24 protein-coding genes are annotated in these 26429 nt (G+C 48.4%); 15 read left to right on the top strand and 9 right to left on the bottom strand.

The genetic code is table 11. The features are described from left to right. Positions 1-46: 46 nt before the first annotated feature. The 5 genes from GCU44_RS07445 to GCU44_RS07425 form a co-directional block, all read right to left on the bottom strand. Positions 47-556: a hypothetical protein gene (locus tag GCU44_RS07445; RefSeq protein WP_241684868.1), complete on the bottom strand. Its 510-nt coding sequence runs from the start codon at positions 554-556 to the stop codon at positions 47-49. A gap of 186 nt (positions 557-742) precedes the next feature. Next, a complete protein-coding gene (locus GCU44_RS07440) occupies positions 743-2110 on the bottom strand; it encodes a pyridoxal-phosphate dependent enzyme (RefSeq protein ID WP_154855617.1) in 1368 nt (455 codons plus the stop codon). Between the two features lie 90 nt (positions 2111-2200). Further along, on the bottom strand, positions 2201-3124 hold the full coding sequence (locus GCU44_RS07435) for an aspartate carbamoyltransferase catalytic subunit (RefSeq protein ID WP_154855615.1): 924 nt from the start codon (positions 3122-3124) through the stop codon (positions 2201-2203). Positions 3125-3129: 5 nt separating this feature from the next. After that, entirely contained in the window at positions 3130-3678 is a 549-nt protein-coding gene (gene pyrR, locus GCU44_RS07430) for a bifunctional pyr operon transcriptional regulator/uracil phosphoribosyltransferase PyrR (RefSeq protein WP_154855612.1), read from the bottom strand. 50 nt (positions 3679-3728) lie between these two features. Beyond that, positions 3729-5321 carry a transcriptional regulator gene (locus GCU44_RS07425; RefSeq protein WP_154855610.1) on the bottom strand — a complete coding sequence of 531 codons (1593 nt, stop codon included), beginning with the start codon at positions 5319-5321 and terminating at the stop codon, positions 3729-3731. Positions 5322-5577: 256 nt separating this feature from the next. Here GCU44_RS07425 and GCU44_RS07420 point away from each other — a divergent pair, with 256 nt between their 5' ends. The 3 genes from GCU44_RS07420 to GCU44_RS07410 all read left to right on the top strand — a co-directional run bounded on the left by GCU44_RS07420 (position 5578) and on the right by GCU44_RS07410 (position 8700). Then, entirely contained in the window at positions 5578-7281 is a 1704-nt protein-coding gene (locus GCU44_RS07420; RefSeq protein WP_154855608.1) for a helix-hairpin-helix domain-containing protein, read from the top strand. After that, on the top strand, positions 7278-7565 hold the full coding sequence (locus tag GCU44_RS07415; RefSeq protein WP_154855606.1) for a hypothetical protein: 288 nt from the start codon (positions 7278-7280) through the stop codon (positions 7563-7565). The genes GCU44_RS07420 and GCU44_RS07415 overlap by 4 nt, the downstream gene beginning before the upstream one ends. 184 nt (positions 7566-7749) lie before the next feature. Then, positions 7750-8700 (top strand): sugar phosphate isomerase/epimerase family protein, encoded by a 951-nt coding sequence (locus tag GCU44_RS07410; RefSeq protein WP_154855604.1) that lies wholly within the window; start codon positions 7750-7752, stop codon positions 8698-8700. Here GCU44_RS07410 and GCU44_RS07405 read toward each other — a convergent pair. Then, on the bottom strand, positions 8697-9302 hold the full coding sequence (locus GCU44_RS07405) for a DUF4202 domain-containing protein (protein WP_154855602.1): 606 nt from the start codon (positions 9300-9302) through the stop codon (positions 8697-8699). The two genes, GCU44_RS07410 and GCU44_RS07405, sit on opposite strands and share 4 nt — an antisense overlap. A 430-nt stretch (positions 9303-9732) precedes the next feature. Between GCU44_RS07405 and carB the strand changes: the two genes are divergently transcribed. The 4 genes from carB (at position 9733) to GCU44_RS07385 (ending at position 15147) form a co-directional block, all read left to right on the top strand. Next, entirely contained in the window at positions 9733-12552 is a 2820-nt protein-coding gene (gene carB, locus GCU44_RS07400; protein ID WP_154855600.1) for a carbamoyl-phosphate synthase large subunit, read from the top strand. Positions 12553-12749: 197 nt separating this feature from the next. Next, positions 12750-13004: a DUF4834 domain-containing protein gene (locus GCU44_RS07395; RefSeq protein WP_154855598.1), complete on the top strand. Its 255-nt coding sequence runs from the start codon at positions 12750-12752 to the stop codon at positions 13002-13004. Positions 13005-13097: 93 nt separating this feature from the next. Continuing rightward, positions 13098-13637: a hypothetical protein gene (locus GCU44_RS07390; RefSeq protein WP_154855596.1), complete on the top strand. Its 540-nt coding sequence runs from the start codon at positions 13098-13100 to the stop codon at positions 13635-13637. A gap of 382 nt (positions 13638-14019) precedes the next feature. Then, complete coding sequence (locus GCU44_RS07385; protein ID WP_154855594.1) at positions 14020-15147, top strand: M24 family metallopeptidase; 1128 nt, start codon at positions 14020-14022, stop codon at positions 15145-15147. A gap of 49 nt (positions 15148-15196) precedes the next feature. On the opposite strand, the gene GCU44_RS07380 is transcribed toward GCU44_RS07385, so the two are convergent. Next, the gene (locus tag GCU44_RS07380; protein ID WP_154855592.1) at positions 15197-16006 is read right to left on the bottom strand and encodes a hypothetical protein; all 810 of its coding nucleotides are present in this window, start codon (positions 16004-16006) and stop codon (positions 15197-15199) included. A gap of 273 nt (positions 16007-16279) precedes the next feature. Between GCU44_RS07380 and GCU44_RS07375 the strand changes: the two genes are divergently transcribed. After that, complete coding sequence (locus tag GCU44_RS07375; RefSeq protein ID WP_154855590.1) at positions 16280-16861, top strand: porin family protein; 582 nt, start codon at positions 16280-16282, stop codon at positions 16859-16861. A gap of 48 nt (positions 16862-16909) precedes the next feature. Here the strand turns inward: GCU44_RS07375 and GCU44_RS07370 are convergent, their stop codons facing one another. Next, positions 16910-18541 (bottom strand): carbon starvation CstA family protein, encoded by a 1632-nt coding sequence (locus GCU44_RS07370; protein WP_092178627.1) that lies wholly within the window; start codon positions 18539-18541, stop codon positions 16910-16912. Between the two features lie 168 nt (positions 18542-18709). Between GCU44_RS07370 and GCU44_RS07365 the strand changes: the two genes are divergently transcribed. The 7 genes from GCU44_RS07365 (at position 18710) to murQ (ending at position 25317) form a co-directional block, all read left to right on the top strand. Continuing rightward, positions 18710-19762, top strand: coding sequence for a mechanosensitive ion channel family protein (locus tag GCU44_RS07365; RefSeq protein WP_154855589.1), 1053 nt, complete (start codon positions 18710-18712; stop codon positions 19760-19762). A gap of 103 nt (positions 19763-19865) precedes the next feature. After that, the gene (gene accD / locus GCU44_RS07360) at positions 19866-20708 is read left to right on the top strand and encodes an acetyl-CoA carboxylase, carboxyltransferase subunit beta (RefSeq protein WP_154855587.1); all 843 of its coding nucleotides are present in this window, start codon (positions 19866-19868) and stop codon (positions 20706-20708) included. Positions 20709-20835: 127 nt separating this feature from the next. After that, positions 20836-22140, top strand: coding sequence for an NADH:ubiquinone reductase (Na(+)-transporting) subunit F (gene nqrF, locus GCU44_RS07355; protein ID WP_092178572.1), 1305 nt, complete (start codon positions 20836-20838; stop codon positions 22138-22140). A gap of 85 nt (positions 22141-22225) precedes the next feature. Then, on the top strand, positions 22226-23383 hold the full coding sequence (locus tag GCU44_RS07350; protein WP_154855585.1) for a formimidoylglutamase: 1158 nt from the start codon (positions 22226-22228) through the stop codon (positions 23381-23383). Positions 23384-23434: 51 nt separating this feature from the next. Further along, positions 23435-23662 carry a cytochrome b5 domain-containing protein gene (locus tag GCU44_RS07345; RefSeq protein WP_092178568.1) on the top strand — a complete coding sequence of 76 codons (228 nt, stop codon included), beginning with the start codon at positions 23435-23437 and terminating at the stop codon, positions 23660-23662. Beyond that, positions 23663-24505, top strand: a complete 843-nt coding sequence (locus GCU44_RS07340) for an N-acetylglucosamine kinase (RefSeq protein WP_154855583.1) — start codon at positions 23663-23665, stop codon at positions 24503-24505. Then, positions 24502-25317: an N-acetylmuramic acid 6-phosphate etherase gene (murQ, locus tag GCU44_RS07335; protein WP_154855581.1), complete on the top strand. Its 816-nt coding sequence runs from the start codon at positions 24502-24504 to the stop codon at positions 25315-25317. Before GCU44_RS07340 ends, murQ begins: the two co-directional genes overlap by 4 nt. Positions 25318-25351: 34 nt before the next feature. Here murQ and GCU44_RS07330 read toward each other — a convergent pair whose 3' ends face one another. Next, a complete protein-coding gene (locus GCU44_RS07330; protein ID WP_092178562.1) occupies positions 25352-26428 on the bottom strand; it encodes a mannose-1-phosphate guanylyltransferase in 1077 nt (358 codons plus the stop codon). Position 26429 lies beyond the last annotated feature (1 nt).

The raw sequence follows: 26429 nt of genomic DNA, 5'->3' as shown, positions 1-26429 counted from the left end.
GAAGCTGTTTTTCAGCTACAACTCGGCTAGCTCCGGGAAGCCGAAGTTAGCCGGGAAGCCGGTCATCTTCCCCAACTTGCTGGACTTCTTTGCGTTGGGTAATGGATTCAAATACATGGTAGATGGCATAGTAGGTGACGGGAACGGACACAACCAATCCCATGCCAAAAAGCAAAGCCCCGGCAATATTCAAAACGGCGAGTAACAAGCCGAAAACGAAGAATTTCACCCATTGCTTGTGGATAATCCGCCGGCTGTATTCCAGGGAATTCCAAAAATCCAATCCCGCAAAGATGCTGATCAGCACCCCAAACATATAGGCCACCATTAGGTAAATGCCTGGGATAACCAACGCCAAAATTCCCAAAACGGTCAAAAACTGACCGACAATCCACACGAGTATCACGGGAATATAATAGCCAAATCCTTTGAAAAAATCCGGGTAAATCACGGGTTCGTTGAGACTTACTTTGTTCGCCACCAGGTAGAATCCGGCAAACAACGGACCCGCCAGAAACAGGGAGAATACAAATAGAAAATCCTGGGCATAGGCCATGAAAAAAAACTGGATGGCCAGGATAAGTTAAGTAAGGTAAAGGAAACGGAATAGATCTTGACTTTCTTGAAGGTTTCCCAACCTTGTATAAATGCCTGTTTGATGTCAAAATCAAACGTATCTGCGATGATTGCCTCCAGGTGGTTTTTATCCATTTTTTTAACTAAGTCGCGTTAGATAGTATCTTTATCGGGTGATTGCTTCCAATATATCGTGCTTGGTAATGATGTGAACGCGATGCGCTTCATCCCGCACCAAAACGGCTTTTTCTTTTTCGACCATGGAGGAAAGTACGTCCAATGTACTATCCAGGGCTACAAAGTGCATGGAGTCCTCCATAACCTGATCCACGGTGGCATCTTTGAGTTCGGGGTTTTCGATTATTTTCAGCAGCAACTTATTGTCCGTCAGGCTTCCTACCACCTGACCTTCCTCCATAACCGGGATTTGGGAAACGCTTTTCTCGTTCATCAGGGCAATGGCATCTTTGATCGTATCCGACTTGTGTACAACCACCAGTTGGTACGCATCGCTTCTGCCAAGCACGATATCCCGGGCTGTTCCGTAGGTCTTGTCCTCCAGGAAGCCGTGATTTCGCATCCAATCGTCGTTATACACCTTGCCCAGGTAGCGGGTACCGTGGTCGGGCAGCAAGATGACCATGACATCCCCCGCTACCAGGTGTGCTCGGGCATATTCCAGAGCACCGTGAACGGCCGACCCGCAGGACCAACCCACGAATAATCCCTCTTCCCGGGAAAGCCGGCGGGTCATCACGGCAGCGTCTTTGTCGGTGACCTTTATGAATTGGTCGATGACGGAAAAATCGACGTTTTTGGGCAAAATATCTTCGCCTATCCCCTCTGTCAGGTAAGGATACACCTCGTTTTGGTCAAATTCCCCCGTCTCCTTGTATTTTTTAAATACCGAGCCATAGGTATCGATACCAACGGACACTATTCCCTCTTTTTGCTCTTTCAGAAAACGGGAAGTTCCGGACATGGAACCGCCGGTTCCAACCCCGGCAGCAAAGTGCGTGATGGTCCCTTCGGTATCCCGCCAGATTTCCGGCCCGGTAGTCTCGTAATGGGCCTTCCAATTGGAAAGGTTGTCATACTGATTGGGATAAAACGAATTGGGGATATCCTTGTTTAGTTTTTTCGCAACCGAATAATACGAGCGAGGATCGTCCGGGGCAACATTCGTCGGGCATACGATCACTTCCGCTCCCACTGCCTTCAAAATATCAATCTTTTCGCGGGATTGCTTGTCGGCCATGGTAAAGATGCATTTATAGCCTTTGGCAATCGCTGCCAGAGCCAGGCCCATTCCGGTATTGCCGCTGGTACCTTCGATGATGGTGCCTCCCGGCTTAAGAATCCCTTCCTTCTCGGCATCTTCCACCATTTTTATGGCCATGCGGTCTTTCATGGAATTACCCGGATTAAAATACTCGACTTTCACCAGTATTTCTCCTGCAATCCCCTTATTCAAGGTATTTAACCGGACCAAGGGGGTGTTTCCGATGGTTTCGATGATGGAATTGTAAATCATGCCTTCTGGTTTATTTTTTTGATCAATTTACGAAAAACAGCGCAAGAAGGTACGCGACCCTGTCCTGCGTCCGGGACTACCCGCTCGCTGTTATTTTTGCCCGGCCAGCAAATACAATACGGCCATGCGAATGGCAACGCCGTTTTCTACCTGCTGCAGGATGATGGAATGCTCGGAGTCTGCCACGTCGGAGTTGAGCTCCACTCCCCGATTAATGGGGCCGGGATGCATGATAACGATTTCCTTATCCAGGCGGTTTAGTAATTTTTTATTGATCCCATAGTACAGGGAGTATTCCCTTAGGGAAGGGAAATACTTGATTTGTTGCCGCTCCAGTTGAATCCGCAATACGTTGGCCACATCGCACCATTGGAGTGCCCGGAAGACGTCGTGCTCCACCTGCACGCCGAGCTCCCGAATGTACCTGGGTAGCAAGGTAGCCGGCCCACAGACCATCACCTCCGCCCCTAGTTTTTGCAGGCAGAAGATGTTCGACAGGGCAACTCGCGAGTGCAGGATATCGCCAATAATGGCTACCTTCTTGCCGGCTACCTCTCCGAGCTTCTCCCGGATAGAAAAGGCATCAAGCAGGGCCTGGGTGGGGTGTTCGTGGGTACCGTCGCCGGCATTGACAATGCTAGCCTGAATATGCCGGGAAAGAAAATGGGGAGCGCCGGGACTGGAATGACGCATGACCACCATGTCCACCTTCATGGCCAGAATGTTATTCACTGTGTCGATCAGGGTTTCCCCCTTTTTTACGGAACTGCTGCCCGATGCAAAATTCACCACATCGGCAGAAAGCCTTTTCTCGGCCAACTCGAAGGACAATTTGGTTCGTGTAGAATTTTCAAAAAACACATTGGCAATGGTAATGTCGCGCAACGAGGGCACTTTCTTGATGGGACGGTTGAGTACGGCTTTAAAGTTGTCTGCTGTTTCAAAAATCAACCCAATATCCGCCGGGCTGAGGTTTTCTATACCTAATAAATGTCTGGTGCTGAGCTGCTGCATGGGTGCTAGTTATGTTCCTTTTCCGTGATCCAAATGGCGTCTTCGGGAAATCCCTGTGATTGCCATTCCACACTTACGTACTGACTTTCGAGAGTATTGACCTGCCGCCCAAAATAATCCGGCTGAATGGGGAAGTCGCGGGTATACTTTCTGTCGATCAACACCATCAACTCTACCTTTTGGGGCCTTCCAAAAGCAATCATCGCATCCATGGCAGCCCGGGCCGACCGCCCTTTGTAGAGCACGTCGTCTACCAAAATGACCTTTCTATTTTCTATCAAAAAATCAATTTTCGTTTCGTTTGCTCGCAGCGGCAAATCCCTTCTGCGAAAGTCATCCCGATGAAAGGTGGCATCCAGGTAACCGTAGCGAAGGCTTAGTTGACGGATTTCCTGCATGCGCTGAATGATCCGGTCCAGCACCAGGGCACCTCTCGGTTGAAGTCCCAGCAACACCGTATTTTCGAAATCATCGTGATTCTCTATCAATTGGTAACAAAACCGGCTGATGGTGATGGATAGCTGCTTTTGGTCAAGAACGAGTCGCTTTTGCATGATCGAAATTTGAGGCAAATATAGGAAATATTTGCTTGAGGCGGTCCGGCTTACATGAAATCGTCGACTTTAATTTTGGTGAAAAAGTTGACATCCCTGGTTTGAACCCGGCCATCTTCGGCTTGGTACCGAATCCGTTGTTTGCCGCTGAGCAAGTAATAATCGGCGTACCACCACTGCAACTGAAGGGTGTTTTCCTTTGTACTGGCAATGCGTTCGTTTTCCCGGATTAGCTCAATTTCAAATGGCTCGTTTTCCATAACCAGCTCCCCGTCCTTAATCTGGCTTAGGATCAGGCTGGTTTCGTCCAGGTACATGTAGAAGAGATTTCTCCCGTTAAAACTCACTTCCCCATACTTGATCGGTTCGGCTTTACTGTCACTGTCCAGGTTCACGGTATTGTCCCAGATGATCCTCCCATTTTCGTCCAGTAAGATAAACTGGGCAGCCAGGTATTTGTACTGATTACTTACTTGGGTGTTACGAAACCGGGGGTCCATCCATAGTGGATTAAACAGGCCCCCGTACCCACCCATCATGGGATTAAGTCGGTAAAAATTACTCGCGTACATGCCGTCTCTGGGGATGGCTCTGGACGAAGAGGAGATAAAATGATCGTTGTACACCAGGTAGTAGCCATCCGCAGCGTTGATTTCCCGGGTCACCACCACATTCCGGATCGGGATGTTTTGGTCACGGTTAAGGCTTCTTTCCACCTTTCTGAGCTTTCTTTCGCGGGCTTTCTCCGGCAAGTAATTGTAGAAGTTCTCAAAATCGGGTACGGTGTAAAAGGTGTTTTCGTATTCCCCAAATTCGTTGATCCGGGTAAAATACAATCCCTGATAGGCCTCCTTTCGCCGAAGCCCGTAGGGACCAATAAGCGCCTGCTTGTAATTATGCGAGGAGGTCAGCAAGCCCTCCACGATCTCCATGGAAGGATCTCCCAAATCATCAATTTTCACCTCCCGGAGCTTGTTGCCGTTGGTGTCGAAGGTGAGCACCGATACGATCTTTTTCTTGTAAAAATCACGCCGGCTCATGACCACGTCGAAGACGTTCAGGTCCGGGTCTTTTCTCATTTGCAGGATTCGTGCGTCTTTTTCAAACAGTCCAGGTACCGTTATCACCTCCTGGCTCGCAATGTCAAAAACCTGTATCACCGGCCTGAAATCGTATTTACCCATGAATACAGCCTGCTTGTTAAATACCAGAAAATCCTGTAGCTCCATTTCCAGAATGCTGTTGAGCTCCAATTCCCGCAACTGCTGGTTTTCCAGGTTGATTTCAAAAATCGCCATTTCCGAATCGTACTGCGAGCCCTTATTAAAAAGCACGTACAAAAACTCCTTGTCCAGGTCGAATCCAACCAACTCGTAATACCCGTCCAGGGTAATGAGTCGGGTAGCTTCCGACCGCAATTGAAAGTCCGAAACCAGGTATTGGAATTTATCCTTCCTACCATAGGGTGTATCTGATTTCATCCGGAATGCCACCATTCCTCCTTCTCTGGGTAACACGAAAAAGTCATCGTCCCCCCAATCGGTATCCACTTCCAACCGCTGGGTAAACTGTACCTGGGCCTCGACCGTATCGAAAAAAAGCAGCAACCCGAAAAAGGCTATGTATAACGGCATTTTGTTCATAACTGGTGAATTTTTTTTGCGTTCAAGCAGCTTTTTCTGCGATTGCTGAACTTGCTGTGGAAGCCCGTCCGCCCCTCTTACATACACCGATTGTAATAAATTTGTTCAATCAACGAAGGTAATTTCCGATTCCTTTCCGACAGGCGTAAGGGGCTGACCGTGTTTTTTCATTTCTGGCTTAAGTTAAGACTATTGATTTTATTTTAAAACAAATATTATGGACATTTGCAAGGAAGCCATCTGAAACGAAATCATCTTGGATAACAAAGAAATTGTCACGATCCTGCAGTTGACCGTGCAGCTAATGGAGCTGCACGAGGAAAACTCCTTTAAAATCAGGGGGTACCAATCTGCCGTTACCAGCATCGAACGGGAGGGAAAGCCCCTGCAAGACCTTAGCCTTAGCCAATTGCAGGAATTTCCCGGGATTGGAAAAAGCCTTGCGGAAACCATCTCCCGCATCCGGGAAACGGGCTCCCATCCCCTGCTCGATACCCTACTGGAAAACACTCCCGATGGCATCCGTGAATTGCTACAAATAAAGGGATTGGGGCCCAAAAAGATCAAAGCCCTATGGAAGGAGCTCGAAATCACCTCCACCCACGAGCTCATGGAAGCCTGTCAGGCGGGGCAGGTAGCTAAACTCAAAGGATTTGGTGAAAAAACCCAGGATAGCATCATACAAAAACTGGAATTTATCGCCGCAAATCAGGGGAAATGGTTGTATGCCGATATCGATGAAGCAGGAGAAACGATTCAGGCGGCCCTGGAAAAAGTGCTGGACCAGGAAATGCTGGCAGCAGTGGGCGAATACGGGAGAATGGCCGAAATTGTAGAAAACGTAATGTTTCTGATCGGAACCAACACGCCCGGAGAAAGCCTGAAAAAAATTGATGCCGTCAAGGGCCTGCGGCGGGAAGAGCGATTTTGCAGCCCCTTTCGCTGGCAGGGAGAATGGGAATCCCTGGGTTTGAAGGTCGTCCTTTTGCTAACGGAAAAGAAAGCGTTTGTCCGGCAAAAACTCTTGAAAACGTCCAGCCGATCGCATCTACTGCATCCGGTGGCAGGAGGTGCCACGCTCGGCGAACATTTTTACACGGAAGCGTTCGGCTCCGAGGAGGAGGCCTACGCCGCGGCCGAACTCCCCTATATTCCTGCGTCGCTTCGGGAAGGAAACGGTGAATTGGAATGGGCCCAACAGCATTCCCTGGAGGAGCTGCTTACGGTAGACGACCTAAAAGGCCCGCTGCACAACCATTCTACCTACAGCGATGGAAAAAACAGCCTGAAGGAGCTGGCAGAATACTGCAAAGCGTCCGGATACGAATACCTGGGGATGGCCGATCACAGCCGTTCCGCATTTTACGCGAATGGCCTGGATGAGGACCGGATTCGCCTGCAGCACGAAGAAATCGATCGACTCAACGAAGAACTGGCCCCTTTTCGCATATTCAAGGGGATCGAAAGCGACATTCTGATGGATGGAAGCCTGGATTACGAAGCGGACGTATTGGCAGGTTTTGACTACATCGTGGCCTCCATCCACTCCGGTCTGAGTATGGATATCAAAAAGGCAACGGCGAGGCTCATCCGTGCCATTCAAAATCCCTACACCACCATCCTCGGTCACCCAACGGGCCGCCTGTTGCTTCGCCGGGAGGGCTACCCGATCGATCACCGGGCGGTCATTGATGCCTGCGCCATGCATCAGGTGGTGATCGAAATCAATGCCAATCCCTGGCGGCTGGACCTGGACTGGCGCTGGGTTCGATATGCCATGGATCAGGGAGTGGTGCTCAGCATCAATCCGGATGCCCATGCAAACGAGGGCATTTGGGACATGAAATACGGGGTAATCGTTGGAAGAAAAGGCGGACTAACCAAAGACAGGACACTGAATACAAAATCCGTAGACGAACTGAGCGACTATTTTAGAAAGCGCAAACATAATAAGCCATGAAGGAGACTCCAGACGCTGTAGAACAATTGCTTTCCAGATCATTTCTTGCCGGATTGGTCGGGATTTTGAGTTGCCTCCTGCCACTGGTGCTGATTGCCATGCAGTGGCCCGGACAAGCCTGGGGAAGTTACCTGACCGGCCTGGGGCTGGCTTTGCAATTGCTGGGACTGAGCCTGGCCGTGCTGGCCCTGCGCAAAAAAAAGCTCGGCGCCATCCAAAAGGAAAAAGCAAAGAAAATGATCCTGGTTTTGGGGGTTTCCCTGCTGTTTTTCATGTTGGTATAGCACCCCCTGCAACTCTCTGTTTACGATGCTGACAGCGGGTAAATACTCCGCCTGCTTCCTTTTACCGGCCTTTTCTATCAGAAGCTTGCGCGTCATTCGTTTGAATTTGTTTCAAAACACTTGCGCTATTTCCGGCAAAGACCTATCTTGATGCAGTATTTGTTTCCCAACAAAATAACCTCCCATGCACAGAAGGTCCTCCCTGAAAAAAATGCTTATGGCCGCCGGATCCGGTTTACTACTACCAGGTATAGCCGTCGGGGCTTCCCAAAAACCCGTCCTGAAACAAGCCGCTCCAGGCCCGTTTTACCTCTTTACCAAGGTCTTGCAATGGCTACCTCTGGAGGAAGTACCCCAAACGGTCAAATCCATGGGTTTTGAGGGAATCGACCTTCCCGTACGAAAGAACGGATTTTTTGACAGGGATGAACTGCAAAAGAAATTACCCCCGCTGGTTAGCGCAAGTGAAAATCTGGGCTTGAGCCGCCCCGTCCTTACCACGGATATGAACATCCATCAGCTCGATGAGATGGATGAATTCCTACGAATACTTGCGGGTGAGGGCATCCGGGATTACCGAATGGGGTACCTGTCCTTTCCGTCAACGCAAATTCGCAACGAATTGTCCCGTCTCAACGATGCCATGAAGCGGTTGGCCCTGCTTCACGAAAAACACGGGGTCACCGGACACTACCAAAACCACGCAGGAAGGAGAATCGGTGGATCGGTATGGGAAATTTACCATTTGCTGGAAGGCATTGATCCGGATCACATCGGCGTACAGTTTGATCTACGACACGCACAAGTGGAAGGCTACCAGTCCTATGAAAACGTGTATCATGTAATAAAAAAACAAATCCGCAGTTTTGACCTGAAAGATTTCGTCTGGGGAAACCCGAACGGACAGGGAAACCGACCCGTAAATGTTCCCCTGGGAAAAGGAGAGGTAAACTTCAAGCTGCTCCTTGAACACGAAGGGTTTACCGGTACTTTACCCAAAATCCTGCACGTAGAATACGATTTGGGAGGGGCCGAGCACGGCAACTCCAAACCCAATATGGAAGGCACGGAAATTCTGGCGGCTATTGAAAAAGACGTCCACACCTACCGGGAATCGATGGTTGTGGCAAACTAGCTTTCTGCAAGTGCTGCTGTTAGCACCCGTTTGACCGATTCGGGGTGGGGCATTGCCAGCGCTTTTTGTTGCCCCTTTTCCGACATCTTGTTCCAGGTTTTCTGGAGGATACTTACCAGCTTGGGCACTTCGTCCCGGTGCTTTTCGATGAAATCCTGAAAATAATACATCAAAAAAACCAAGCATACCACGTCTTCCAATGCCTGAACCTCGGGATCCGTTTTTAGTCGCCGCTTATTCAGCAAATCCTCCACCTTTTGGATTTCTAGCTCCGAATACCCGTTGGTTTTCATGATTTTCCCGGCAAGCTCTCCGTGAAACTGCTTCAATTTGGTTCGCCACAGCAGGTAACCCTTTCGATCCATGGGGTAGTCGGTTCGGGGGATGGTCCACCGTTGGATGTGCTGGGCACGGGCCGCCAGCCGCAGGCACTCCTCCGCATCCGGATAGGTCTCCATCAACATTTCCGACATGCGGATACCGTAGATCAGTTCTTTGGCAACGGGCCTCCCGTTTACCAGTACCTGATGGGGATCCCGGCGGTTTGCTTCGTCCATATCGCTGATGGTCTTTCTAAATCGGGCTTCGCTGAATTCGCTCATGGGTTGCGCTTGTTGAAGAATTAAAGTTACAAAATTCACCCGGGATTCCCCAGACCGAGGCTGGCGGCAGGCGGATTCTTTACCAGTAATGCCACAGTTCCTGCCATGCTTAAAAAGGATAACACTCGGCAAACCGACTCCTTTGGCGGCTCCCACCGAACCAATGAACCGATAGCAAGAGGATCCGTACCGGGAGCCAATTTGAGCTGCATGCAGCGCCCCCGGTTGGAAAAACCGTGGCTGCGATCCATCCGATCGTTTTTCGCGGGAAGGGTCCAAGCGCACGAAAAAGGAATATTTGTGGCTGTGTGGGCTACCGCTGTCCGGCAGTCCTTTGGGTAAATAAAGGCTTTTCCGTGCATGTTTAATAAATTTGTTTAATTTTGCACCAATTTAGCCAAAAGTAACGCCATCAAAAAAACCATCAAGCATGCCAAAAGACAGTAGCATCAAACATGTCCTCATCATTGGAAGCGGCCCCATCATCATCGGTCAGGCCTGTGAATTTGATTATGCCGGATCCCAGGCAGCCCGCTCACTTAGGGAAGAAGGAATCAAAGTAACTTTAATCAATTCCAATCCGGCCACCATCATGACAGACCCGGTGACAGCCGACAACGTGTATTTGTTGCCATTGGAGAAAAAATCCATCGTACAGATCTTAAAAGAGCACCCGGATATTGATTGCGTGTTGCCAACCATGGGAGGACAGACCGCACTCAATCTAGCCATCGACTGTGACAAAGCGGGTATCTGGCAGAAGTTTGGTACCAAAATGATCGGAGTAGACATTGATGCCATCGAAACCGCGGAAAACCGGGAGAAATTCAAGGCATTGATGGAAAAATTGAACGTGGACGTCTGCTTGGGGCGAACCGCAAGGTCTTTTCTCCAGGGCAAAGAAATTGCCCAGGAAATCGGTTTTCCCCTGGTAATCCGCCCTTCCTATACCCTTGGCGGAACTGGAGGCGGCTTTGTAGACGGACCGGACAATTTCGAAAAAGCCTTGAGTGCCGGCTTGCAGGCCTCCCCCACCCATGAGGTATTGATCGAGCAAAGCATCCTGGGCTGGAAAGAATACGAACTGGAAGTTTTGCGGGATAATATTGGCAATATGGTGGTCATTTGTTCCATCGAAAATTTTGACCCAATGGGGGTGCACACCGGAGATTCCATTACCGTCGCGCCAGCCATGACCCTGCCCGACACCGTGTATCAGGAAATGAGAAACAAGGCCATTCGCATGATGGAAGGCATTGGGAATTTTGCCGGTGGATGTAACGTGCAGTTTGCGGTAAGCCCCGACAACCAGACCATCATCGGAGTGGAGATCAACCCACGGGTATCCCGGTCTTCGGCACTGGCCTCAAAAGCAACCGGATACCCCATTGCAAAAGTAGCTGCCAAACTTTCCATCGGGTACAACCTGGACGAGTTGAAGAATTCCATTACCGGAAATACCTCCGCATTCTTTGAACCGGCCATCGATTACGTCATCGTAAAAATACCTCGTTGGAATTTTGATAAATTCAAAGGCTCGGATCGAAAACTCGGTCTATCCATGAAAGCCGTTGGCGAGGTGATGGGCATCGGAAGGAATTTTCAGGAAGCACTTCAAAAAGCCTGTCAGTCCCTGGAAATCAAGCGGAATGGCCTGGGTGCAGATGGAAAGGAAGTCAAAAACCAGGACGAAATCTTGTACAGCCTGGCCAATCCAAGCTGGAACCGACTGTTTCACATATACGATGCCTTCAAGCTTGGCATCTCTTTCCGCACCATTCAAGACCTGACTAAGATTGACAAATGGTTTCTCAAGCAAATCGAGGAACTGGTACAATTGGATATCGTGCTGGGTAAAGAAACGCTGGAAACCATCAGTCCCGACCTGATGAAAAAGGCCAAGCACAAGGGCTATGCCGACCGGCAAATCGCCCACCTGCTGGGCTGTCTGGAAAGCGAGGTTTTCCAAAAACGACGGGAAGAAATGGGTATCCGACGGATCTTCAAACTGGTCGACACCTGTGCCGCAGAGTTTGAAGCGCAAACACCCTATTTTTATTCCAGTTTTGGTGAAGAAAACGAGTCGCACGTTTCCGACAAGAAAAAAGTAGTAGTACTCGGTTCCGGCCCTAACCGGGTAGGGCAGGGCATCGAATTCGATTACTCCTGCGTCCATGGCGTATTGGCCGCAAAAGAATGCGGCTACGAGACCATCATGATCAATTGCAATCCCGAAACGGTATCGACGGACTTTGACATTGCCGACAAACTGTATTTTGAGCCGGTCTTTTGGGAGCACATTTACGAGATCATTCTTCACGAAAATCCCATCGGCGTCATCGTGCAGCTGGGTGGCCAAACGGCTCTAAAATTGGCAGAAAAACTCGATAAATATAATATTCCCATATTAGGTACCAGCTTCCGGGCGCTGGACCTGGCAGAAGACCGCGGCCGTTTTTCGAACCTATTGAAGGAAAACGGCGTCCCCTACCCGGAGTTTGGCACCATTCATAGCACCGACGAAGCGCTGGAACTATGCAAAACGCTCGGTTTCCCGCTGCTGGTACGGCCCTCGTATGTACTGGGGGGACAAGGTATGAAAATCGTCATCAACGAGAAGGAGCTGGAACAGCACGTGGTGAATGTATTACGAGACATTCCAAACAACGAAATCCTGCTGGACCATTTTCTGGAAGGGGCGATTGAAGCAGAGGCAGATGCCATTTGCGATGGGGAAAACGTCTACATCATCGGGATCATGCAGCACATAGAGCCCGCTGGTATCCATTCCGGAGATTCCTACGCCGTATTGCCTCCCTACAACCTGGGGGATTTGGTAGTCCGGCAAATCGAAACCTTTACTGAGAAGATTGCCCTGGCGTTAGAGACAAAGGGACTGATCAACATTCAGTTTGCCATCAAAAACGACAAGGTGTATGTGATCGAGGCCAACCCAAGGGCCTCACGAACGGTGCCGTTTATCTGCAAGGCCTACCAGGAACCCTACGTAAACTATGCAACCAAGGTGATGCTGGGTGAAAATAAGGTGACCGATTTCAACTTCTCTCCGGTAAAAAAAGGATATGCCATCAAAGAGCCGGTCTTTTCCTTCCATAAATTCCCCAATGTTAACAAAGAACTGGGTCCGGAAATGAAATCCACCGGTGAAGCCATCTATTTCATTGATGACCTGATGGACGATTATTTCCTGAAAATCTATGCGGAGCGAAACCTGTATCTGAGCCGTTAATTTTCGCAACAGCCATTCTTCCCGGCTTCTGGAATCGGAAGCCGGGATTTTTTTAGGACATCGGGCTAGCCCTTCGATTGGCTTTTCTATAATTTTTCTTTTAATATTGAATGGTGGAACGTGTTTTTCCGTTAGGAGACTAGGGAGTGGTTCAGCCAAAACCCGAGTTTGACACCGCTTATTCAAAACTGATTGCTATGATATTGAAAATTATAATCTTCTTTATTGCCTTGGGATGGATTTTTTCGAGCCTGCTTCGGTACTTTCTGAACAGTAAACTGAAAAAATTCGCCGATCAGGTGCAGGCTGCCCAGCGAGAAGAAGCGCGAAAACGAAACAAACCCAAGGATGGCAATGTAAACGTGGACTTTGTGCCAGGTGACCAGAAAAAAGGCTCCTCAGGCAACCTGTCTGGAGGAGATTATATTGATTACGAAGAAGTGAAGGATTAATAATGTCGGTTGACTCCCCGAATTCTTAGTACTAGCGGTTTTTCATTTCATTTCTCCAAATTTTTTTTATACCTTGAGGCAATACATTGGAATATGAGACCAATTGTTGCCCTTTTTCTTTTGCTGTGTTTCATCGTCTACCACTTTGGATATCACATATTTCACTGGGTCTATCAGGCTAAGGTAGAGAAGGATTGGTCAGAACGGGTGTATCAGGAAGACTTTCCGGATAAAAAAATCATGAAAATCCCCATGAAGCTGCCATACTCTTTTGATGAGGAAAGTTTTCAGCTAGCCAACATTCCGTTTACCAAAGACGGGAAAGCATACCGGGCCATTCAGAAACGTTTCAAAGACGATACCTTTGAGTTGGTCTATGTACCCGACATGGCTAAAATCAATTTGGCAATCAAGACCAAGACCTGGGTTCTTTCCCTGATTCCCGAAAACAGTTCCGGCAACCAAAATGGACTGGTCATTTCGCAAACGTCATTTAAGGACTACATCAAACCAATTTTTCAATTTGTGTTCCTAAGCTCCTTTGCCAAGCGTACCAATTGGAGTACATTTTTCATCTGTTCCTACAGGGACATGCTCCTTCCTATTCCTTCTCCTCCTCCGAGATTGGGGTGATTGCTCCGGGAAAATTCGGGAATCCATCCTTCTAAAACGATTCCTGCAACCTTATCTCAACCTTTCTTAACTGTATGGAATCTGCAGCCTGTGTAGAATCCAGTGACGATGCGGTCGTACCTGCAGCGGTCTACCCATTTTGGGTAGCCAATGTTTTGTTGCGCCTGACGGAAAACTGGTTTCAAATCGGTAAGAACGACTTTGGCAGACGCTGCCGGAATATTGCTTTAGGTAGCAGACCTGGGCAAACAAGCGGATACACCAGGCAATGGCGTCTGGCGGGCAGCTACGAATGTCGAACGTGCAGTCGCTACTAGGGTCGTAAGCGAAAAAAAGGAGAGAAGACCACAATTTCATTTCACAAACGAAAAAAATCTGACCAATGAAAAATAGATTTGTTACAAGCATTTTACTGCTATGGTTTATAAGCATAGCGTCGGAAAATCAACTCAAGGCCCAAGGCTGTGTGGCCATCCGGCAGTTTTCAGGCGTAGGAAATGCCCTGAATCAGGGAGAACTCCTTCAAACGGGCGATTGGAATTTTGTGACCAACTACCGGTATTTTCGGTCATTCAGGCATTTTAAAGGAACCCATGAAGAACCAGACAGGGTGGCGAATAATACCGAGGTTATCAACTGGTCTCATGCTGTTGATTTTACCATCAGCTACGCATTCAATAAGCAATGGTACGGGGTCGTTTCCTTGCCATTTGTGTACAATGAACGAAGCTCCCTTTATGAACATGGAAGAACCGAGCGACACGTGAGTTATTCCCAGGGAATCGCCGATGTGAGATTGGGTTTGGGCTATTGGCTGTTTAAAGAAGAAAAAGCCAAAAACGGCAATGTGGCATTCGGCCTCAATCTAAAACTTCCCACCGGGAAATACGATGCACGAAGTACCTTCTACAATGTTGGGCCCGAAGGAGCTCCGGAAAGACGACCGGTAGATCAATCCATACAACCAGGCGATGGAGGTGTCGGTCTGATTGTAGACATGCAGGGCCTGCAGTTTCTGGGAAAGGAATTTATCTTCTTCTACGATGGGTTCTACCTGATCAATCCCCGGGAGACCAATGGTACCCGTACGTTTCGGGAAACGTTAAACCCCGTCTTGTCCAATGAATCCATTATGGCGGTACCAGACCAGTTTGCCTTCCGCTCGGGAGTATTCAAATCCTTGTTTTTGCATGGCTTGGGAATATCTCTCGGTGGTAGAGCGGAAGGGATACCTGTAAGGGATCTGCTGGGAGGAGATGCGGGCTTCCGAAGACCTGGGTACGTTATATCTATCGAACCTGGGATTAGCTACATGATCGATAACCTCACCCTCAATGTCAGCGTTCCGATAGCCATGCACCGCAACCGAACCAGAAGCGTGACGGATATAGCAGCAAGCACCCCGCAAAATTACCGACATGGGGACGCTGCTTTCGCGGATTACTTACTAAACATCGGGTTGGCCTGGAGATTAGTGAAAAAAGAAGCTCCTGTTTTCAACGAATTTTAACCAGTTCCCTGGGTTCCTGTCCCCTATCCCCTACACCGGGGCAGGAACCCTACCTCCCCCCATTTGCCTTTAAATCTTTCCTGCAATTTGCATCCAGGGTAGGAATGGTTTGTGGCACAAAAAGGAAGACATTACTTGTTTCGACGGCCCAGTACATGAGGCAGGTTTCCTCGTCGCAATGAAACTCGTGTTCCTCGTCTTCGTGTGGCGTTACCATGTCGGTCCCCACATTGACCAATCCCAACAGATGGCCCAATTCATGCAAGGCCACGGTTGTTTCCAGTATTCCCCGGGGCGGCCGACGGAAGCCTCCTGAACTTTCCATGATACGTTTTCCAAACAGCACCATGCTGGTGTTTCGGTACGCTGCTCCGATGGTGAAAAATTCCGTTTCGTCTTGCTCAAAATTTCCATCCACCACCAGCAGAAAGACGGAGACGGTATTTCCCTCGTTGTAGCTTTGCCGGTATTGGTCTTCCAGGGCAGCAATCGCCTCAGCAGAGTAGAATTCCTCTCCCCCAGCAGGAATTTCTCTAAGGTTAAGGACAATTCCCTCGGGCTTGAAAGTAAACTCCTCAAGGAATCCAACCATCCCTTCCAGCAAGACCTCGGTGGGACGGAAGCCTTCCATGTAGGCGACCTCTAGCTCAAGTTTCGTAAATCGGTCGTCAGAAAGTAGAAAGTTAGCAGATTTGCCTACATCCCATCTAGCTGCCCCCATACCAACAAAGGGGTCCTCCCGAACCGGCTCCTCACAGCCATACAGCAACAGCCCCAGGCAGGCCAAAACATAAATACTATTCGAAATACTTCTCATGTAATCCATTTCCTTTTGGCATGCATGCCTGATACTATTCATCCACTCGTATAGTATTCGTGTCTGCCAGACGCCGCTTCTTGCCCGGGTTCTATCATCCCGAGCGGCGGCTCGAATGCAAGTAAACCCGGGGCAAAGAACGCATCGGTACTGGACAAGACAACAGCAACTAAACGAACGACTTATCGGTTTTCGTATCCCGGGTTCAACTTTCGGGAAAGGAAAGAAAAAAATCGCAGAAATGTATACTAAAATCCATTAAAGTTGGTTCTCAGTAAATAGGAAACAGATAATCCGTTTAATTTGCAGAAAAAAATGAAAAATCTAGCGATCGTGATTCTTTTGACCGGTTTGTTCCTTGGAGAGGTTAACGGACAGGTACTGAGCATAGGCCCTAAATTTGGTGTCTCCCAGGGAGACGTGCATGTGACCGATGGATTTCAGGGAGACGACTCCAAAATGGGGTACCATCTCGGATTATTCGCCCGGATAAATTTGCCGATTATTTATTTACAGCCAGAGGTTTTGTATACCAACACGGGCGGATCCTTTTCAAACAATTCCTTTAATTACGACGTCAATTTCGACAGGCTGGACATCCCGGTCATGGTAGGTATGAAATTGGGCGGGCTTTTCAGGTTTCAGGCAGGACCGGTAGCCAGTTATGTCTTTAACAGCGATATGGTCGCCAGAAACGGGACCCGAACCAGCATTGTTCCCCCAAAAGAAGAATTTACCTTTGGCTACCAGGCAGGCGTGGGCATTGACATTGGAAACTTTCTGTTGGACCTGAAATACGAGGGAGCCCTCACCAATTCCATCAACAACTTTGCCCAGGTGCCTACCGATCAGCGACAAAATCAACTGATCGTTTCGATGGGCTTCCGCTTGTTTTGAGATTAAAAAGCCATTCTGCTGCCTGAAATCCAGCACTATCGGTTGGTTTCAGGCCATTTCTTTCACCTCAATTTCTTTTGTTAAGCTTTTTTTGGCCAGAAAGATCAAGGCAAAGGAAAGCACAAACAAGATCGCCGCGATAATCGACAGTACGTAAGCATCTTTCTGGAAATTCTGCCAGGCAAACAACCCGAGTGAAGTCAGGGTTACCGTAAACATAAAGAACATGGGAATGGTGACGAAGGTGGGGTTGACTTTCTTTTTGATCAACCAGACGGAAATGGTCAGTAATGCCAACGCGGCCAAAAGTTGATTAGCAGAGCCAAATATGGGCCATAGGGTAGTAAAGCCTCCGCTGCCCAGTAACAGCACCGAAAGCACCACCACAACCGTGGTGGAAACGTATCGGTTTTGCGAGATTTTTTTACCCAAGGGCTGCTCCACGTCTTCGAAGTACTCCTGTAGGGTAAACCGGGCCAATCGGGTACAGGTATCCAGGGTGGTCAGCGCAAATGCCGACACCGTCAGTGCCACAAATCCCACCGCAAAAGACTCCGGCACCCCCATGGAAGAGATGATGGTGCCGAGACCATCGGCAAACAACGGGACCGGCCCCTCTTCTCCCAATCGGGACAAATAATCCGAGCGGGTCAGCACTACTACGGCTCCCACTGAAATAATGGCCAGGAAGGACTCAATCAACATGCCCCCAAAACCCACTACTTTTGCGTCGGATTCCTTATCCAGTTGCTTGGAAGTGGTACCGGAAGCAACCAGGGAATGAAATCCACTGATCGCCCCGCAGGCAATGGTCACAAACAATACCGGAAATAAGTACCCCAGGTTCTCGTCCGTGATGTGTACATCCGTATCCATGGCGATGGTCGGATTGGCTACAAACACCCCGATAATGGCGGCCAGTATCAGCCCGTAAAGCAGAAAGCTATTCAGGTAATCCCTTGGCTGAAGCAGCATGGAAACCGGCGTAACGGAAGCGATAAAGGCATAGACCAGCAAAATGTATATCCAAACCTGATAATCCAATACAAAAGGCATCTGCATGCCCAGGTAAACAAAATAGTACATGATAGCAACCCCCAAAATGGACGCCACCAGAAATGCCGTTTTTCGTTGTCCGGTCAACTTCGTCACAAAGCCGAAGGCCACAGCCAGCCCAATAAATAAAATCGACGCCGAGGCCACGCCGGGATTACTGACGAAGGTCTTGGCTATGATGTCTGCAAACACGGCGATAATGAGGATTAGGGTGGAAAAACTAAATAGGATAAACAGCCGCTTCCCCTTTTTGCCAATCGTGTTCTGTATGATCACCCCGATAGACTTTCCGTCATTTCGGAGAGAAGCCACCATGCTGCCCAGGTCGTGAACGGCTCCAAAAAATATCCCTCCAATCAGTATCCAGATCACGGCAGGCACCCAGCCAAAGGTAATGGCGATGATGGGTCCAACGATGGGTCCGGCACCTGCTATGGAGGCAAAATGATGCCCCAATACCACAATGGGCTTACTGGGAACGTAATCCACACCGTCACTCAGGCGATGAGAAGGCGTCAGGTTGTTGTTGTTGATGTTGAATTTCTTAAAAACATATTTCCCATAAATAAAATAGGCGCCGGTCAGAATTACGGCAGAAAAAACAAAGAGGTGGGTGAGTTGCATGGTCTGTGTTACGGTTTGTGTCTTAAAGATAATCAGAAAATTGATTTCGTCAGAAATAAACCCTAATTTAATCAATTAATCAGTTTTTCATGCCGCTATGAAGTTTTGCAAACGAAAGCGCTGTACAATTTTGCGTTTCTAGCCCACTCACGCCTTTCAATTACACCCATGGATAGAGAAACCCTCGTTTTTATTGGTATTGTTTTGGGCATTCTGGTGATTAGCCATGCCTTCCTTTTACTGGTTTTCCCCAAACTGGCACGATTGGCCTACAAGCCCACCTCGGAAAGGGGCAAACGATCCATGCGGAAGTTTTCCAATGCCTTGAAGTGGGGGTTGTTTTTTGCCTTGTTCCCCCTTATAGAACCCTATATTTCACCTCCAAACCTGATTGAATTGGGTAAGCATCCTTTTTTCGTGGTTTTGGCAATCGTAACCCTGACCTGGATCCTTATTGAATTTTCCAATGTGTTGCGGCATGCCTTTTTGGACAACTTTACCTCCGATAAGGAAGACAACCTTCGGGAACGTCGCGTTCTCACTCAGGTGGCGTTTATTCGAAAGCTATTCATCATCGTGGTCGTCATTGTTGCGTTATCGGCCATCTTGATGAATTTTGAATCTGCCCGCAAGTTGGGAGCAGGCTTGCTGACTTCGGCGGGTATCCTGGGTATCATCGTCGGATTCGCTGCGCAGAAATCCATTGCCAACCTATTGGCTGGCTTTCAGATAGCTTTTACCCAACCCATACGCATTGATGACGTGGTGGTGGTGGAAGGGGAATGGGGAAAAATCGAAGAAATAAACCTTACCTACGTGGTGGTCAAAATTTGGGATCAGCGGCGCTTGGTCCTGCCGATCAATTACTTTCTGGAAACGCCTTTCCAGAACTGGACCCGAACCACTGCCGCTATCTGGGGAACCGTCTTTATTTACCTGGACCACACCATCCCTGTCGAAAATCTAAAAATTAAACTGAAAGAAATTCTCGAGGAAAGCACGCTTTGGGACAGGAAGGTCCAAGTGCTGCAGGTAACTGATTTTACAGAAAAGACCGTAGAAATCCGCTGTCTAATGAGTGCCCGCGACAGCCCTAGTGCCTTTGATCTCAGGTGTTTGGTGCGGGAAAAAATGCTGACCTACCTACAGGAAAATTACCCGGACGCGCTCCCGAAAAGCCGGGTGATCCTGCAAAAGGGTGCTGAAGGAGGGAGCCCTTGATCATCGTTTAATTTTTGAGAATACAGATTTCGGTTTTATTTAATGGATAATACGCATAAATTTGTAATCCCAAATGCATTTGGGCTAATTTAAACAAAACTTTATGGCTTGGTTTAAAAGGAAAGATGCGGGAATCAAAACCTCTACCGAGGAAAAAAAAGATACCCCCGATGGGTTGTGGTACAAGACTCCGAAAGGGAATATCATCCACACCCGTGAATTAAAAAACAACTCCTACGTTTGCCCGGATGATGATTACCACGTAAAAATCGGCTCCAAAGAGTACTTTGAAATTCTGTTCGATGACAATCAGTTTAAAGAACTGGACAAAGACATGATCTCCGGAGACCCGCTTTCGTTTACAGACAGCAAGTCGTATACCTCCCGAATCAAGGACTCCATTGCCAAAACCAACCTGAAAGACGCCGCGCGAACCGGTGTCGGGAAACTAAATGGATTGGACCTGGTCATTACCTGCATGGATTTTAACTTCATCGGTGGGTCCATGGGCTCGGTAGTAGGTGAAAAAATCGCCCGTGCCATCGACTACGCCCTGAAGCACAAGGTCCCCTTTTTGATGATCTCAAAATCCGGAGGAGCCCGGATGATGGAAGCCGGCTTTAGTCTCATGCAAATGGCAAAAACGTCCGCTAAATTGGCCTTGCTGGACGATGCAGGAATCCCGTACATCTCGCTGATGACCGACCCTACTACCGGTGGAGTGACTGCATCGTATGCCATGCTGGGCGATTTTAATATCGCCGAACCGGGAGCCTTGATTGGATTTGCCGGCCCACGAGTTATACGGGAAACGATCGGAAAGGACCTTCCCAGAGGATTTCAGAGTTCGGAGTTTGTTTTGGAACATGGTTTTCTGGATTTTATCATCGATAGGCGTCAGTTGAAAAACAGAATTTACACTTTGCTAAACTTACTGCGCAGTTAACGAGTTAACCCTGGTAAAAGATAGGATGAAATTATCCTGATATTGCACTGGTTTTGTTGAAATATAAATATATTTGTACCATTCGAAAGCCAGTTAAAACGTACTGATAAAGATAAAAATTGATTAGATGAGTTCAGTAATCATTACCTCGATTGTAGCATTTACCATTATCATTTTGCTACTGGTGTTTGTTCTTCTGTTTGCCCAATCCAAGTTGGTGGCTTCGGGTGATGTGAAAATCATAATAAATGGAGACGAGAAGAATCCATTGATCGCTTCCGCCGGATCCACGCTGCTGTCAACACTGGGAAACAAAAAAATCTTTCTCCCATCCGCTTGTGGCGGAGGAGGTACCTGTGCCATGTGCAAATGCACCATTGAAGATGGAGGTGGAGAGGTGCTACCCACCGAAGAGGGACACCTTAGCCGGGCCGAAAAACAAAGCAATGTCCGGCTTTCTTGCCAGGTGAAGGTAAAAAATGACATGCGCATCCGCATACCGGAAGAAATATTCGGGATCAAAAAATGGGAATGCGAAGTAGTTTCCAACTATAATGTATCCACATTCATTAAAGAATTTAAAGTAAAGTTGCCCGAAGGTGAAACCCTCGATTTCGAACCAGGAGGGTACATACAGATCGATGTGCCCCCAATTACCGTTGGTTTCAAGGACATGGACATTACGCCGCACCCCGAGCTCGGACACCCTCAAGACGTCTATAAGAGCGATTGGGATAAATTTGGTCTTTGGGACCTGGTCATGAAAAACGACGAGGAAATCTTCCGTGCTTACTCCATGGCAAACCATCCCGCTGAGGGCAATATCGTCATGCTGACCATTCGTATCGCCACCCCTCCATGGGATCGGGCAAATAATAAGTGGATGGACGTAAATCCAGGCATTTGTTCTTCCTATGTGTTTTCCCGAAAGCCAGGGGATAAGGTAACCATATCCGGTCCTTATGGGGAATTCCATATCAATCCTACCCAGCGAGAAATGATTTACATCGGTGGAGGAGCGGGCATGGCTCCCCTGCGTTCGCACCTGTTCCACCTATTCCACACGGAGAAAACCAGCCGAAAGGTAACGTATTGGTACGGCGGACGATCTAAAAAGGAACTCTTTTACACCCCGCATTTCCGGGACATTGAGAAAGATTTTCCAAATTTCAATTTCCACATTGGCTTGTCTGAGCCCCTGCCGGAAGACAATTGGAAAGTAAAAAAATCCCTTGACGACAAAGAGGGAGACGGTTTTGTAGGTTTCATCCATCAGGTTCTTTACGACAATTACCTGAAGAATATTGACGAGCCGGACGAAATCGAATACTATCTCTGCGGTCCTCCGCTGATGAATTCGGCGGTTTTGAAAATGCTCGATGACATGGGCGTACCGAAAGAAAACATCCGATTTGATGATTTTGGAGGCTAAGTCCCCGGGAGTCCCGTTCGATTGACGGGACTTTTTTTTTGCATGTATTTTCGATACATTTGTAAATAAATTTTACCGATTATTCATGGATCTTCAGGCATTTTTCGAGCCCGTACCGGCAGACATTTTGCAAACCGAGTTCGGGCACAATGCTTTTTTCTACCACATTCACTGCCATGGCGAAACGTTTCCCGATCTTCAGGGGATACACATTGCCCTCATTGGGGTAGAAGAATACCGAGGTGCGGAAGATTCGCTTTTGAGCAATTCCCCGGGAAGCAGCCAAAGCATACGAAAAAAGCTTTACCCATTAAAAAAAGGCCAAAACAATTACAGCATAGCTGATTTGGGAAACCTGAAAATCGGGACGAGCCGGGAAGAAACCCTCGCATTGCTCAGCCGCGTCGGTGAGTTTCTGTTACGCGCGCAAATATTACCCATTTACATCGGTGGCAGCCATGACCTGGACCTGGGACAGTACAAAGGGTACCAGCACATGAAAAAGCTGGTGAGCCTGCTTACAGTGGATGCCAAAATGGATATGGAAGACAAGGGAAAACCGCAGGACCGACATTCGCAGGGCATCATTTTGCACGAGCCCAATTACATGTTCAATTATTGTCACCTTGCCTACCAAAGCTTTCTGACCGATCCCGAATTGGTAACCACGCTCGAAAAACTGTATTTCGATCACGTCCGACTGGGACAATTGAGAGATAGCTTTAAGGAAACCGAGCCATTGATACGGAATGCTGACCTCATGAGTTTTGACCTGTGCGCGATCCATTCCTCGGATGCGCCCGGTGCCATCGAAGGGCAGCCATTCGGACTAAGTGCTGAAGAGGCTTGCCAAATTTGCTGGTTTGCAGGAATGAATGAAAAACTAAGCTCCATAGGCATCTATGGATACCATGCCTTGCTGGATGATTCACGACTTAAAACAGCCTCCGTCATCGCAACCATGATTTGGTATTTTATCGAGGGCTTCTATCAACGAAAAGACAGTTTGTCGTTTCGCGGCAGCGATTACATCAAATACACGGTTTCTCTGGACTCAAAGCCCTCCATTTTGCATTTTTATAAAAGCAAATTGAGCGGTAAATGGTGGATGGAGATTCCAAAAAATAAAAACGAAAAATTCAAACGAGACACCATCATCCCCTGTAGCTACCAAGATTACCAAACGGCCCAAAAAGGGGAAATCCCCGAACGATGGGTGAATTCCCAGTTGAAACTCTACTAAGTAATGGTCCAAATAGAAGGACCTGGGGTATATTTACAGGAAAGAAAACGCATGCTAACCATTTCAAAAAACGAACTTGCCCTGCGGAACGGGCAAGACCGGCCGGATATTTGGATTGCTTTCGAGGGTAAAATCTACGATCTGGGCAAGTCCCGGCTTTGGAAAAACGGCCGCCATTACGAACACTGGGCCGGGCAAGACCTGACCGAAGAATTGAAAAAAGCCCCTCACACCGCAAAGGTATTTGACAAATTTAAACCAATAGGCTACTTAAAGTAAATGATTCTTATCGCAGACAGTGGTTCCAGTAAGACCGATTGGCGGGGAATCCAAACAGATGGTACCGTCTCTCAATTCCGTACCGTGGGATTCAACCCCTATTATCAGTCTAAACAGGACATGATCGCGGGGTTGAACGTGCCTCCGCTACTGGCCGTAAAACAGCAAGTCCGGGAGGTACACTTCTATGGTGCTGGCTGTACCTCAGAAAGCAATCAGGAATCGGTAAGGCAAGCGATCAATAGTTTGTACCCGGAAGCACAGGTCTTTGTAGACCATGACTTGCTCGCCTCTGCCAGGGCCACCTGCGGCCACGAAGCCGGTATCGCATGCATTCTGGGCACCGGTTCCAATAGCGGAGACTATGACGGTGAAACCATCACCCAAAGCCGGCCCTCTCCCGGCTACCTGCTCGGAGACGAAGGAGGAGGTTCCTATATCGGCAGGCAGTTCTTGCAGGATTTCATTTACGACGATATGCCTGCCGCTATCCGGGAACAGGTACTCGATATTTACAACCTGTCCATTTTTGACATTCAGGACAATGTGTACAAAAAACCATTCCCAAATCGCTACATGGCAGGTTTTTGCACGTTTATCACCCAACACAAATCCGACCCTTATTGCTACCAGCTCCTGTACAAGGGCTTTAAAGACTTTTTTCACCGGCACGTGATGCGTTACGAACAGTACCAGAAAAAGCCCGTAAATTTTGTGGGATCAATCGCTTTTTTCAACCACGACGTGCTTAGAAAAGTCGGCGAAGACCTGAACATTCAGATAAAAACCGTTATCGAAACACCGATTGCAGGATTGACATTATATCATCAGAAAAAAATATGAGTACTACCGAGAGTCCCTCTTTTTACGATCACCTGGAAAACATGTCCGTCAGGGAATTGCTGACGAACATGAACAAGGAAGATCAGACCGTTCCGCTGGCGATCTTAAAAGCGCTGCCTCAATTGGAAGCCCTGATTGAGGCCGTTGTGCCACGAATGGAACAGGGCGGTAGGCTGTTTTACATAGGGGCCGGTACAAGCGGTCGATTGGGGATATTGGATGCGTCCGAGTGCCCGCCAACGTATGGAGTACCGCACGATCTGGTCATTGGCATAATCGCCGGAGGCGACCTGGCCATCCGAAAGGCTGTAGAAAATGCCGAAGACGATCCCGGGCAGGCCTGGAAAGATATTCAGCAATACGGATTTCATCCCCAGGATACCGTCATCGGCATTGCTGCCTCCGGTACTACTCCCTATGTCATCGGTGGCGTACAGGAAGCCGGGAAGTCCGGACTGCTTACCGGATGCATTACCTGCAACCAGGGAAGCCCCCTGGCACGAGCGGTATCCCTGCCCGTAGAAGTGGTGGTAGGTCCGGAATTCGTCACGGGAAGCACCCGCATGAAATCAGGAACGGCACAGAAACTGGCGCTGAATATGATCTCTACCAGTATCATGATCAAACTGGGAAAGGTAAAAGGAAACAAAATGGTGGACATGCAGCTCTCCAATAAAAAACTGGTCCAACGCGGAACGCGCATGATCATGGAAGCTACCGGCCTGGAAGAGCAAAAAGCAGGCGAAATGCTGGCGCAATACGGATCGGTAAGAAATGCGGTCGCCGCTTTTGAAAAAACGAAAAACGACTGAACCGGGCTGTGTCATGCAGGATATGTAGTCTCCCTCAAATGTACCGCTCGTCGATCTTCTTTGCATCCGTCACAAATTCGCGGAACTTGCTCTCATCACCCAGCTTGCAGATCAGCAGCACGTTTTCACTATCGCTTATCAGGTAATCCTTTAGCCCCTGAATGACTACCAGCTTGTCTTTGGGTAGCTTTATGAAACAATTTTCCGTTTCATAGAGCAGGGCTTTGCCCAGCACCGTGTTTTTTACCTCGTCCTTTTGGCTGACTTCGTAGAGGTTTTGCCAGGACCCCAGGTCCGACCAGCCAAAGTCACCCAAAACGGTAAAAACCTCATCGGATTTTTCCAATATGCCGTGATCGATCGAGATATTCCGGATCAGGCTGTAGGCCTTTTTCAAAAACTCCTGTTCCTTCTCCGTACAAAAATAGGCCTCTCCTTCTTCGAACACCTCGGCCATTTCCGGTAAATAATGTTCGAATGCGCCAATGATACTTTCGTTTTTCCAAACGAAGGTCCCGGAATTCCACACGAAATCACCGCTTTCGAGAAAGGTGGTAGCCAGGGAAATATCGGGTTTTTCGGTAAAGGTTTTTACCTTTTTTACCGGGTTTCCCTTGTCCGGAAAGTATTGAATGTACCCATAACTTGTATCCGGGCGGTTGGGACGAATCCCGAGGGTAACCAGATTCCCGGATTGCCGGGCCGCTTCCATCCCTAGTTCAATGGCCTCAAAAAATGCGTTTTCATTAAAAATCAACTGATCCGAAGGGCTAACGATCACCCGGGCATTGGGATTGAGTTTTTTGATTTTATAGCTACCCAATGCAATGGATGCAGCAGTGTTTCGTCTCATCGGCTCCACCAGCAAGCGGTCTGTGGGAATTTCGGGCAGTTGCTCCTTTACCAATTGCAGGTATTTCCGGTTGGTCACCACAATAAACTGATGCGGTTCGTAATTGGGCCGAAACCGATCGTAGGTCATTTGCAGCAGGGATCGACCCGTGCCTAGCAAATCCAAAAACTGCTTGGGTTTATTGTGCCGGCTATACGGCCAAAATTTGATCCCAATCCCGCCCGCCAAAATAACGACGTATCTATCCGCTGCTTTCATA

Origin of the sequence: Cyclobacterium xiamenense (genome assembly GCF_009467825.1) — a bacterium.
Lineage (GTDB): Bacteria > Bacteroidota > Bacteroidia > Cytophagales > Cyclobacteriaceae > Cyclobacterium > Cyclobacterium xiamenense.
The sequence above is the reverse complement of the archived record's forward strand: the minus strand, read 5'-3'. Positions and strand labels throughout refer to the sequence as shown.